Raw genomic sequence first — 13,164 nt, 5'->3', positions numbered from 1 at the left:
ATTTAAAACAAAAATAAGGCAACGCCTTATTGATAAAGATGATTATAACAGAATTAGTAAACAGAATCCCAGTATTGGAAATCCATGGTGACAACAACCGTGAGGTTACTGAGTTGGTGATCGACAGCAGAAAAGTTACAGAAAACTCTCTTTACATTGCGATGAGGGGAACAGTAGTGGATGGGCATTCATTCATTGCATCTGCTATTGAAAAAGGGGCTTCCGCAATCGTTTGCGAAGAATTCCCTGAAACATTGGCGGAGAATGTAACGTATGTTAAGGTAAAAGATTCATCTAAAGCCTTAGGTCACCTTGCTTCTAATTTCTACGGAAACCCTTCTCATAAACTGAAACTGATAGGGGTTACAGGAACTAATGGAAAAACATCTGTTTCAACCCTTCTTTTTGACGTTTTCAAAAACCTGGGCTATCCGGCAGTTTTACTTTCCACTGTTGAAATCAGAATTGGTGAAGAAATTATCCCTGCTACTCACACAACACCTGATGTGATTACGATCAACAGGATTTTAGCTGAAGCAGTGGAAAAAGGATGTGAATTTGCTTTCATGGAAGTAAGCTCACACGGAATTGCCCAAAACAGAATTGAAGGATTACACTTCAAAATTGCAGGGTTCACCAATCTTACTCATGATCATTTAGACTATCATAAAACGTTCGAAGAATATTTAAAAACCAAGAAAAGATTCTTTGACGAATTGGAAGATACAGCTATTGCCATCACCAATGTGGATGACAAGAACGGGAATGTCATGCTTCAGAATACTAAGGCTAAAAAGAAGTCTTATGCTTTGAAAACTATGGCAGACTACCACGGAAAACTTTTAGAAGTAGATTTCAACGGAATGCTGTTGAACTTCAACGGAAAAGAATTCTGGACGACACTGACAGGGAAATTCAACGTATACAACTTGTTGCTTGTATTCGGAATTGCTGAAGAACTAGGTTTTCAACAAAATGAAATTCTTCAGGCCATCAGCAAATTAAAAAGAGTTTCCGGAAGATTTGAAACATTCAAATCCGATGGGGGAATTTTCTTTATCGTAGATTATGCGCACACTCCGGATGCATTGGAAAACATTCTGGACAGCATCAACGATATCAGAACCAAAAACGAAAGATTAATCACCGTATTCGGCTGCGGAGGAGACAGAGATCATTCCAAAAGACCTGAAATGGGGAATATTGCCACAAAAAAATCAACATTGGCAATCATCACTTCGGATAATCCGAGAACAGAAGATCCTGCACAGATCATCAAAGAAATTGAAGCAGGCGTTGAACCTCAAAACTTCAGCAAATACACTTCAATTCCGGACAGAAGAGAAGCCATAAAGATGGCAATAAAATTTGCAGAACCTAAAGATATCATCTTAGTTGCCGGAAAAGGCCACGAGACCTATCAGGAAATTAATGGTGTGAAACATCATTTTGATGACAAAGAAGTCATTAATGAGCTCTGGAAATTAATGAGCAAGTAAATTATAAACGATAGTTGATTAATAATAACTGATTTTATCATTCATCAATTATCAATGATTATTTATTAACAATTGAAACTATGCTATACTATCTATACGAATATCTAACCAACCATGGAATTCACGTTCCGGGATTAGGATTGTTGAAATACATTTCCTTCCGTGCCGGAATGGCTGTATTATTCTCCCTTATTATTGCTCTTGTCTACGGAAAAAGAGTAATCAATTACCTGAGAACAAAACAAATGGGAGAATTGGTACGTGATCTTGGATTGGATGGGCAGAAACAAAAAGAAGGCACTCCTACTATGGGAGGACTTATCATTATTTTGGCAACCATCATCCCGGTATTGCTGTTTACAAGAATTACCAATGTGTATATTGTTCTGCTGCTGGTTTCAATGTTTTGGATGGGTGCAATTGGTTTCCTTGATGATTATTTAAAGAAAATCAAAAAAAATAAAGACGGTTTAAGTGGTAAATTCAAAATTGTAGGACAGGTTGGTTTAGGGCTAATCGTCGGAATTACAATGTATTTCCACCCGGATATTACTGTTAAAAGAAAATATGCAGATGCTAAAGTGGTGAACAGAAACAATGTAGAGCAAAACTTTATGCCTACAGAAAAAATCACCGTTTCCACTGTACCTTTTGCAAAGAATAACGAATTCGATTATAGTGGAATTTTATTCTGGATGAATGATAAAGATGCCCATGAGTGGGCATGGATTGTCTTTATTCCCATTGTGATCTTCATTGTAACCGCTGTTTCTAACGGAGCCAATATCACAGATGGAATTGACGGCCTCGCCGCAGGAACAAGTGCCATTATACTGCTCACACTAGCTCTTTTCGCCTACCTATCAGGGAATATCATCTTTGCAGATTATCTCAATATCATGTTCCTTCCCAATATGGGAGAAACCACCATTTTTGCCGTGGCAATGGTAGGTGCCGTGATCGGGTTCTTCTGGTACAATACCTATCCTGCACAGGTTTTCATGGGAGATACCGGAAGTCTGATGCTGGGAGGAGTAATTGCTGTTTTAGCTATTATTTTAAGAAAAGAATTGCTGATTCCTGTATTATGCGGAATCTTCTTAATTGAAAACCTGTCTGTAATGCTTCAGGTAGTTGTTTTCAAATACAGAAAAAGAAAATACGGGCTGGAATATGCCCAAAACAATAGACTATTCAAAATGTCACCATTACATCATCATTATCAGAAAGACGGATTCCACGAAAGTAAAATCGTGAACAGAATGATCATCATCGGAGTAATATTGGCTATTGTATGTCTGATCACACTAAAAATGAGATAAATTTTGTAAAAAGTAAAAAGTATTAATGTAAAAAGACACCAGATACATTGTACGTTTTACATTTTACATTTTACAAAAGAATAAATATGAAAATAGTTGTTTTAGGAGGTGGAGAAAGCGGATGTGGTGCTGCATATTTGGCTAAAAAGAAAGGTCTGGAAGTATTTCTTTCAGATAAAGGAGCTATTAAGGATAACTATAAGCAGTTTCTTATCGATAATGAAATTGAATTTGAAGAAGGAAATCACGACGAAGAAAGGATTTTAAATGCTGACTGGATCGTAAAAAGCCCGGGAATTCCGAAAAAAGCAGACATCATCAACAAAATTCATGACAAAGGAATCAGACTTTCCTCTGAAATTGAATTTGCCTCTGAATTTACAGATGCAAAGATCATTGCCATTACCGGAAGCAACGGAAAAACAACCACTACTTCCCTGATCTATTACATCCTGAAAAATGACGGATTGAATGTAGGTTTGGGAGGAAACATAGGATACAGCTTTGCCAAACAGGTTGCAGATGAAAACCATGAATATTATGTACTGGAAGTAAGTTCTTTCCAGTTAGATGATATTCAGAACTTCAGACCCTATATTTCTTTATTGTTGAATCTGTCTCAGGATCACCTGGATCAGTACAACTACAACTATGAAGAATATGCGTTGGCAAAATTCAGAATCACGGAAAATCAGGAAAATGATAATTTCTTCATCTACAATAAGGATGATGAAATGAGCAAAAGCCTTCTTGAAAAGCTTGAAATAAAAGCTAAAATGATTCCTTTCTCTACCAAAGAGAAACTACCTGAAGGAGGTTTCATTAATGAAGATGAAATTGTGGTGAAAATGAAAGACGAATTCGCAATGAAAGTTGATGAATTGTCTCTATTGGGAAATCACAACGTTGCCAACAGCTTAGCCGCCTCTATTGCCGGTAAAATATTACAAATCAACAATGAAAGCATCAGACATTCATTGATGACATTTCAGGCAGTAGAACACAGATTGGAGTTTGTTACTGAAATTGATAGCGTAAAATACATCAATGACAGTAAGGCTACCAATGTGAACGCTACGTACTATGCCTTAGAAAGTATGAAAACACCAACCGTATGGATTGTTGGTGGACTGGATAAAGGAAATGACTATACTGAAATTGAAGATTTAGTCAAAAGAAAAGTAAAGGCAATTGTTTGCCTTGGGGTAGATAATAAGAAGATCATAGATTTCTTTAAAGACAAAAAAGAAGTTATTTATGATACTTCAAGCATGGAAGAAGCGGTGAGAATTTCAAAATCATTGGCTAAAAAAGGCGATACCGTCCTATTATCTCCGTGCTGTGCAAGCTTTGACTTGTTCAAAAGCTATGAAGACAGAGGACGCCAGTTTAAAGAGCAGGTATTAAAGTAAAAATGTAACATGTCAGATGTAAAAAGTACATTTTACTTTGTACATCATACATCAATACAAAATTATGGACGAACAGAACACAGAAAGCAGATTTGAATTTCTAAAGGGCGATAAAGTACTTTGGATGGTCATCCTTGTGATCTCCATTTTCTCTATTTTCCCCGTATACTCTGCAAGTTCAAATCTTGAATATATTGTCAATAACGGAACTACAACAGGTCACGTTATCAAGCATATGTTCTTTGTAGTCTTAGGTTTAGCCATTATGAGACTGGTAGGAACAATAAAATATGAATACATCGGAAAGCTCAGTAGTATTCTGCTCGGCCTTATGATTGTTTTATTGATCGTTACCATGTTTACCGGACAAACCATTGATGGAGCCAGTGCTTCCAGATGGTTAAAAATCCCGGGAACACCTATCTCTTTCCAGCCTTCATCATTTGCTTTCTTAATGTTAATCATCTATCTCTGTAGATATTTAACCAAAAAAATTACCAGAGAAAGGCTTCCGATAGAGAATATCATGTATATTTTCGGGCCTATCCTTCTTGTTTTTGTACTGGTAGCCAAAGATAACGGTTCTACGGCATTAATGATTTTAATGGTATCCGTAGTGGTACTTATCATAGGACAGCTTCACTGGAAATACATTGCAGGGTTTATCTCAGCATCATTTGTAGCCATTGTTCTATTTTTATTAATAGCGCTGAATACCAATATGATTGGTGGTAACCGTGTTCACACATGGATGAGCCGTGTAGAAACATTTACTTCCAGCAAAGCAAAATCAGCTGATGTGGATGATGAAAGTGTAAAAGCGAAAAACTATCAGGTAATGCAGGCCAAAGCAGCCATTGTACATGGCGGGATTACCGGAATGGGACCAGGAAAAAGTGCATTGAAACAAATGCTGCCACAGTCTGCCTCCGACTTTATTTTTGCGGTTATCGTAGAAGAATACGGAGTGATTGGAGCCGCTTTTCTGATCAGTTTATATCTGATCATGATGATAAGGATCGTAATGATTGCCAGCAAGATGCCAGCATTTTTCGGATCGTTGCTCGTGCTCAGCCTCGGGGTAATGATCTTTATTCAGCTCTCGGTAAACATAGCCGTTGCGGTGAATCTGATCCCGGTAACTGGACAGCCGCTGCCTTTGATCAGCTATGGAGGAACCTCAATGCTGGTAACCTATTTGCAGTTAGGTATTATTTTAAATATAAGCTCAAGGATTCAGATTTATGATGAAGAAGGAATGGGTAAAAAACAAAGTATAGCAGAAATAAACGATATCGCTTAACATGGACAAAAAATTGAAAATACTATTATCAGGCGGAGGAACAGGAGGACACATCTTCCCAGCCATCGCTATTGCTGATGAAATCAGAAAGAGATTTCCTGATGCAGAATTTTTGTTCATTGGGGCCAATGGGAAAATGGAAATGGAAAAAGTTCCTCAGGCAGGCTATAAAATTGAAGGAATTGATATTGCCGGAATCGATAGAGGAAATCTTTTATCCAATCTGGGACTGCCTTTTAAGATTCTGAAAAGCTTATCAAAATCCAAAAGGATTATTAAAAACTTCGCTCCCGATTTCGCAGTAGGAACAGGAGGATTTGCCAGCGGGCCCGCTCTTTATGAAGCAAGCAAAATGGGAATTCCTATTTTCATACAGGAACAAAATGCTCATGCAGGAGTAACAAATAAAATTTTAAGCAAAAAAGCGAAAGCTGTCTTCACCGCTTACCCAAAAGTAGAAGGTTTTCCGGCAGAAAAAATAAAATTTCTGGGAAACCCGATTCGTGAAAATATTATTTCAGGAATGCAGGATACCGCTCAGGCAAAAGAAAAAATGGGATTAAATAAAGACAAACTTACAATTCTTTCTGTAGGAGGTTCTTTAGGCTCCAGAACATTGAATAATGCATGGAAAGAAAATCTTGAAAATCTTAAAGAAAAAGGGTATCAGTTAATTTGGCAAACAGGAAAGTTGGATTACAACGAGTTGTCTTCCAGCCTCCAGCTTCCAGCTTCCATTCATTTGAAAGAATTTATCAAAGATATGGAACTGGCTTATTCTGCTGCTGATGTCATTGTTTCAAGAGCTGGAGCAATTGCCATTTCAGAGTTGGCTGTAGCCCAAAAGCCGGTTCTTTTGGTTCCTTTCCCTTTTGCAGCGGAAGATCATCAAACCAAAAATGCCATGAACCTGGTGGAAAAAAATGCAGCAAGAATGGTAAAAGACTCTGAAATGCAGGAAAAATTCTGGAATACATTATCAGAAATCTGCGAAAATGAAAATGTAAGAAAAGAGATGTCTGACAATCTTAACTATTTTGCCAAGCCGAATGCCGCAAAAGAGATCGTAGACGAAATTTTTAATAAACTGTAAAAAGTAAAAGGTACAATGTAAAGAGTAAGAAAATACATTATACTTTGTACATAATACATTAAGACAAAAAAATGAATAATTTACAAACATATCAGACTTTTTACTTCGTTGGAATCGGAGGTATCGGAATGAGTGCATTAGCACGCTATTTCAATGCATCCGGGAAAAAAGTATTGGGCTACGATAAAACCAATACAAAATTAACTCAGAATCTGATGAACGAAGGTATTGATATTGTTTTTGAAGACCTTATTGATGAAAAGATAACTTCCCTTCAGAAAGAAAATACATTGGTAATCTATACCCCGGCTATCAAAACGCTTGGAATCTTAGATTATTTCAATCAAAATCAGTTTGAAGTTTTAAAGAGAGCTAAAGTCTTAGGATTAATTACAGAAAATACAGACTGCATCGCTATTGCAGGAACTCATGGGAAGACAACAACGTCTACTCTCGTGGCTCACCTGTGCAAAGAGGCAAATCTTCCTTTCTCATGCTTTTTAGGAGGAATTTCTGAAAACTTTAAATCCAACTTCCTGTATAATGGTTCTAAGTATTCTGTAGTAGAAGCTGATGAATATGACAGAAGCTTCCTGAACCTGTCGCCAGACTGGGCAGTAGTAACTTCTACCGATGCTGACCACCTGGATATTTATGGAGATAAAAGCCATATTGAAGAAGGATTCAGACAGTTTGCAGCTTTAGTACCTCAGGACAAACAGCTTTTTGTAAGAAAAGGACTGGAAATAGGCAGAGGACATCAAACTTATGCCGTAAATGAGCCCGCAGACTACTATTCGGATAATCTCCGTATGGATCATGATAAAATCTATTTTGATTTTCATACCCCTACTGAAACGATAAAAGATTTTGTCTGGGAAATTCCAGGAATTCACAATGTGGAAAATGCCACTGTAGCACTGGCTATTCTGCATAATTTAGGCGCAGATTTTGATACGCTGAAAAAGGCAATTGCTAATTTTAAAGGAATTAAAAGAAGATACACAAAACATATTTATCAGAATGGTAAAATTTATATTGATGACTATGCCCACCACCCTACAGAAATTAATGCTGTAATGGGCTCAATCAAAACATTTTACCCTGATAAAAAACTATTGGTAGCTTTCCAGCCCCATCTTTTCAGCAGAACAAGAGATTTCGCAGATGGTTTTGCAGAAAGTTTAAGCAAGGCTGATGAACTGATCCTTCTTGATATTTACCCTGCAAGAGAACTTCAGGAAAACTTTGAAGGGGTTACCTCAAGCTGGCTGTTGGAAAAAGTAACATTAGATAAAAAAGAAGTATCAACATTATCTGATGCTTTTGAAAAAATAAAAGAAAAAAATTTTGACATCCTTCTTACCGTGGGAGCAGGAAATATAGATACCCTGTATGATCCTATTTGTGAGTGGATTAGCACAATACAAAGTACAATGTAAGATGTACAATGTAAAGTTGAAAAGAAATTAATATAAAAATACATAAGTACATTGTACTTTTTACATTGTACAGAAAATATGAAAAATAAATACAGAATATTAAAAATTGTTGTCACGGTAATCATCCTTGGATTGTTACTGAGTTTCTCATTGAAGAGATTCAGCCACCAACAGATTACAGACAATAAGATTTCTGTAAAAATGAGTGAGAAAACTCCGGTTTATTTTGTTGATGAAAAAGATATTAGAGAGATTGTAAAAAAAGAAAATCCTTCAGGAAAAGTGGGAGATCTTAATATTCCTTCTTTAGAAAAAAGAATAAATTCTCTTCCGGCGGTAGACAGTGCCAACGTCTATTTGAACCTGAATGGAAAGCTGAATCTGGATATCAAGCAAAGAGTTCCTGTTTTCAGATTAAATAAAGACGGCAGAGATTTCTATGTGGATGAAAAAGGAATTGAATTCCCAATTTCAAGAACCTACTCACATCCATGTATGCTGGTAACCGGAAATGTACAGCCCGATGAATACGAAAAGCTGGCAGAACTGGTAGAAAAGATCGATAAAGATGATTTCAGTAAAAAATATTTTATAGGAATCTCCAAAAGCAAAGAAAGCTATAGTCTTCTTACGAGCGAAGGAAACTACAGAGTAGAGATCGGAGACCTTGATAATATTGATTTTAAAGTAAAAGGATTTAAAACTTTCGTTGAAAAATATCTGGTGTATCAGGACCCTCAAAAATACAGTATGGTTTCCGTGAAATATCAGAATCAGATTGTCACGACTTTAAACCCTTATTTTAAAGAAAATGACAGTATTTTAAAAGCAGGGAAAATGGAGCTGGCAAAAGTACCTTCTCCTGCAGCTAAAAAGACGGAATCTAAGCCCAAGACGGCAGAAGTAAAAAAAGCAAATTCCACTCCGCCCAAACCGAAAGAGGATACAAAGACGAAAACACATACAAAAGAAACAAAAAAAGCAGAGAAAAAGCCCCCCGTCAAGGCGCAGTCCAAGCCTAAGGCAAAAGTAAAAATAGAATAAGTCCTTCAGGGCATTTAATACACAAATAGGATATTATCCTTTCAAAGAAAAAAGTAGAAAAAATCAAATCGATATAAAAATGGAAAATCAAGAGTATTCAGTAGGTCTGGACATCGGGACAACGAAGATAGTCGCGATTGTCGGAAGAAGGAATGCACACGGGAAAATAGAAGTTCTCGGTGTAGGAAAAGCTAAAAGTCTTGGTGTTCATAAAGGTATTGTGAATAATATTTCACAAACTATTAATTCAATCAAGGCTGCAGTATCCGAAGCACAATCCAGTGCCGGTGTTCCTATCCGCAAAGTTACGGTAGGTATTGCAGGAAAACACATTCGTTCTCTGCAGCACTCCGATTATATTATGCGTGAACATCCTGATAAATTTATTACAGACGACGACATCGAAGCATTAAAAGATCAGGTGAAAAAACTGGTTATGCTTCCCGGAGAAGAAATTATCCACGTACTTCCTCAAGAATATAAAGTGGATTCCGAGGGTGAAATTCAGGAACCTGTCGGAATGCATGGAAAGCGTTTAGAAGCAAACTTCCACGTTGTAGTAGGCCAAATGGGCAGCATCAGAAATATTGCAAGATGTGTTCGTGAAGCCGGACTAGAAATGGAAGCCCTTACTTTAGAGCCATTGGCATCTTCAGAAGCTGTTCTTACAAAAGAAGAAAAAGAAGCTGGTGTCGCTATTGTTGACATTGGTGGTGGTACTACCGATATTGCCATCTTTAAAGATAATATCATCCGTCATACCTGTGTGATTCCATACGGAGGCGGAATTATTACCGAAGATATCAAAGAAGGCTGTTCCATCATAGAGAAACATGCAGAACAACTTAAAGTAAAATTTGGTTCGGCTGTTCCTGAATTAGAAAAAGACAGTACTTTTGTAACTATTCCCGGACTTCACGGAAGACCGGACAAAGAAATCTCTTTAAAAACGTTAGCCCAGATCATCAATGCGAGAGTAGAAGAAGTTCTGGAAATGGTGAATACAGAGCTGAAAGCGTACGGTGCTTTCGAACAAAAGAAAAAACTTATTGCAGGAATCGTTCTTACGGGTGGAGGTTCAAACCTGAAACACCTTCGTCAGCTGGCCAATTATACCACTGGTTTTGACAGCAGAATCGGTTTTGCGAATGAATATATTGCCAACGATAAAAATCAGTACCTGAAAGGCCCTGAATTTGCTACCTCTATCGGGTTACTGATGGAGAGTTTGAAAATCAGAGACAAAAAACACAATGCTGATGAAATAATAGAAATTGTTGCTGAACAACCAAAGCAGGAAACTGCAGCAGCACAACCTGAAACCGTGCAACCCGTACAGCAGGCAGCGCCAGTTCAGGATCAGCAGTTTTTCGAAAATGAAAGGCAAGAGAACAGAAAAGCGAAATTAACCTTCGGGCAGTCGCTTATGGAAAAAGTAAAAAAATTCTTTGAAGAAGTAGAATAAATATAAATGATAAAAGATTAATGATCAATGATACCTGAAATAGATTAATATTTATTAATTTAATAACGAATATCATTCATCAATTATCATCTATCGCTTATCAATTATTAAAAGTATAGTTATGGAAAATATAGGTACACAAGGATTTTCATTTGATTTGCCAAAAGGAAATTCATCCATCATAAAAGTAATCGGTGTAGGGGGCGGCGGAAACAACGCTCTAAAGCACATGTACGAGAAAGGAATTCACGGAGTTGATTTCGTGATTTGTAATACAGATGCTCAGACTCTTGATAATAACCCGGTTGCTAATAAAGTTCAGTTAGGAACAACAATCACAGAAGGTCTTGGAGCAGGTGCAGACCCTGAGGTTGGTGAAAAATCTGCAATCGAAAGTATTGAAGATATTAAAGCAGCTATGGGACAAAACACCAAAATGGTGTTTATCACTGCGGGAATGGGTGGTGGTACCGGTACCGGAGCAGCTCCTGTCATTGCTAAAGTAGCAAAAGACATGGGAATTCTTACTGTAGGTATTGTTACCGTTCCTTTCAGTTTTGAAGGTAAAAGAAGACTTGATCAGGCTGAAAATGGTCTTGATAAACTAAAAAATAATGTTGATTCATTAATTGTGATCAATAACGATAAACTAAGACAGCAGTTCGGAAACCTTGGATTCAAGCAGGGATTCTCAAAAGCCGATGAAGTTTTAGCTAATGCTGCGAAAGGGATGGCAGAAGTTATTACAGGTTACTTTGATGTAAACATTGACTTTAGAGATGCTAAATCTGTGCTTCAGAATTCAGGTACAGCGTTGATGTCCACAGGAACTGCTTCAGGTGAAAATAAAGCAGAAGAAGCCGTAAGAAAGGCACTTGATTCCCCATTATTGAATGATAATAAGATTACAGGTGCTAAGAACGTTCTGTTATTGATCAGAAGTGGTGCTGAAGAAGTTACTATGGACGAGATCGGTATCATCATGGACCACATTCAGAAAGAAGCTGGAAACACTGCGGATATTATTTTCGGGGTGGGTGCTGATGAAGAATTAGGAGATGCAGTAAGCGTTCTTGTTATCGCAACGGGATTCTCTAACGATAATAAGAAGTTTGCAGGGCCTACAGAGAAAATCAGAATCAGCCTTAACGACAGTTTTGAAGCTCCCAAAAATTCTCCTTTCAAAACAAGAGAGGAAAGAGAGGTAGCTCCTGAAACAACACATGATTTTGGAGGTAAAAACCTTTTCAGACTTGATGATGACCATGATACTTCTTTCAATGTGACATCTACCGAAAAAAAAATGATTATTGAAGAAGAGCAGCCAAGAACTGAAATAAAATTCTTTGATAAAGAGGAAGATGCTATAAATACACCTGAACAAAGCTGGAGAAACGAAGAAGAAGGAGAAGAGGAATACAGCTTGCTCTCTATTGATGAGGAGAATGAAGATCCTAACGATCTTGAGATCCAGTCTTTCTCATTTGATTTTGAAAATAAAAAAGATGAGCCGCAAGCCGGAACTCAATTCAACAACTCGTTTTCTAATGAAAAACCTGTTGAATTCAGCTTTTTTGTAAACGAGCCTATCAGAAATGAACCGAATACAGATTTTGGACAGCCAAAAGCAGAATTTAATACACCTACAAATGCTGCCGTAGCTGAACCCGCTCAAAAGATTGAAACATTCTACCAAAAACAGGAAGAACCAAAAGCGGAAACAAGATCAGCTTTTCAAAACAAAACAGAAATTGAAACTCCAAAAACTGAAGAATCAGAATTCACTTTCGTGAATAAAACGATTGATCAGGACAGAGTCATTGAAAGAAGAAATAAATTAAAAGAATTCAACTCACGCTACCAAAATTTTGACAGTACCAGTGAATTCGAATCTATTCCTGCTTTTAAAAGAAAAAATATTTCTATCGACGGAAACAATGCATCAGACCAGAATATCAACACTTATTTGTCTGATAACAATGGGTCTATGCAGATCAGAGAGAACAGATTTTTAAATAAAGACGTTGATTAAATGCTATAAGCAGTATGCAGTAAGCCATAGGCCATTCCAGCCCAATCAAAAAGCTTACTGCTTATTGCCTAAAGCCCCAAATATATAAACATGAGCTTAGAAAATATAATAACCGAAGCTATAAAAACAGCAATGAGAGCTAAAGACAAAGTGGCTTTGGATTCTCTACGCGCTGTAAAATCACAGATATTACTGATTAAAACTGAAGCCGTTGGAGCCGAAGTAAGCGCAGAACAGGAAATTGCTATTCTTCAGAGAATGGTAAAACAGCGTAAAGATTCTTACGAACAGTTTACTGCACAGGGAAGAAATGATCTTGCAGAAGTAGAAGACGCTCAGATGAAAATTATTGAGCAGTTTTTACCCAAACAGCTTTCTGCTGAAGAATTAGAAACAGAAATTAAAAATATTATTTCTGAAGCCGGTGCTGAATCTATTAAAGATTTAGGGAAGGTAATGGGAGTTGCATCAAAAACATTAGCCGGAAAATCTGACGGAAAAAGTATTTCCGAGATGGCTAAAAAGCTCCTTTCTTAATGTGATCCGTGTTTA

10 protein-coding genes are annotated in these 13,164 nt (G+C 37.1%); all 10 read left to right on the top strand.

The features are described 5' to 3' along the window. The first annotated feature begins 38 nt into the window (after window positions 1–38). Window positions 39–1,499 (top strand): UDP-N-acetylmuramoyl-L-alanyl-D-glutamate--2,6-diaminopimelate ligase, encoded by a 1,461-nt coding sequence (locus tag ODR02_RS06670; protein ID WP_209786594.1) that lies wholly within the window; start codon window positions 39–41, stop codon window positions 1,497–1,499. Between the two features lie 80 nt (window positions 1,500–1,579). Beyond that, window positions 1,580–2,821, top strand: coding sequence for a phospho-N-acetylmuramoyl-pentapeptide-transferase (mraY, locus tag ODR02_RS06665; RefSeq protein WP_209786592.1), 1,242 nt, complete (start codon window positions 1,580–1,582; stop codon window positions 2,819–2,821). Window positions 2,822–2,907: 86 nt separating this feature from the next. Continuing rightward, complete coding sequence (gene murD, locus ODR02_RS06660; protein ID WP_209786591.1) at window positions 2,908–4,233, top strand: UDP-N-acetylmuramoyl-L-alanine--D-glutamate ligase; 1,326 nt, start codon at window positions 2,908–2,910, stop codon at window positions 4,231–4,233. A 64-nt stretch (window positions 4,234–4,297) separates the two neighbouring features. Continuing rightward, the gene (locus tag ODR02_RS06655) at window positions 4,298–5,536 is read left to right on the top strand and encodes an FtsW/RodA/SpoVE family cell cycle protein (protein WP_034694212.1); all 1,239 of its coding nucleotides are present in this window, start codon (window positions 4,298–4,300) and stop codon (window positions 5,534–5,536) included. A gap of 1 nt (window position 5,537) precedes the next feature. After that, complete coding sequence (gene murG / locus ODR02_RS06650; RefSeq protein WP_309511908.1) at window positions 5,538–6,629, top strand: undecaprenyldiphospho-muramoylpentapeptide beta-N-acetylglucosaminyltransferase; 1,092 nt, start codon at window positions 5,538–5,540, stop codon at window positions 6,627–6,629. Between the two features lie 71 nt (window positions 6,630–6,700). Continuing rightward, window positions 6,701–8,071, top strand: coding sequence for a UDP-N-acetylmuramate--L-alanine ligase (gene murC, locus ODR02_RS06645; RefSeq protein WP_309511907.1), 1,371 nt, complete (start codon window positions 6,701–6,703; stop codon window positions 8,069–8,071). Between the two features lie 78 nt (window positions 8,072–8,149). Further along, a complete protein-coding gene (locus ODR02_RS06640) occupies window positions 8,150–9,115 on the top strand; it encodes a cell division protein FtsQ/DivIB (RefSeq protein WP_309511906.1) in 966 nt (321 codons plus the stop codon). A gap of 79 nt (window positions 9,116–9,194) precedes the next feature. After that, window positions 9,195–10,580, top strand: coding sequence for a cell division protein FtsA (gene ftsA / locus ODR02_RS06635; protein ID WP_309511905.1), 1,386 nt, complete (start codon window positions 9,195–9,197; stop codon window positions 10,578–10,580). A 121-nt stretch (window positions 10,581–10,701) separates the two neighbouring features. After that, window positions 10,702–12,612 (top strand): cell division protein FtsZ, encoded by a 1,911-nt coding sequence (ftsZ, locus tag ODR02_RS06630; protein WP_309511904.1) that lies wholly within the window; start codon window positions 10,702–10,704, stop codon window positions 12,610–12,612. Window positions 12,613–12,702: 90 nt separating this feature from the next. Then, complete coding sequence (locus tag ODR02_RS06625) at window positions 12,703–13,149, top strand: GatB/YqeY domain-containing protein (RefSeq protein ID WP_209786585.1); 447 nt, start codon at window positions 12,703–12,705, stop codon at window positions 13,147–13,149. Window positions 13,150–13,164 lie beyond the last annotated feature (15 nt).

Origin of the sequence: Chryseobacterium sp. CFS2, from assembly GCF_036543225.1 — a bacterium.
In the GTDB taxonomy this organism is placed as follows: domain Bacteria; phylum Bacteroidota; class Bacteroidia; order Flavobacteriales; family Weeksellaceae; genus Chryseobacterium; species Chryseobacterium culicis_A.
Note: the sequence above shows the minus strand (reverse complement) of the source record. Positions and strands in the feature narration are given on the sequence as shown.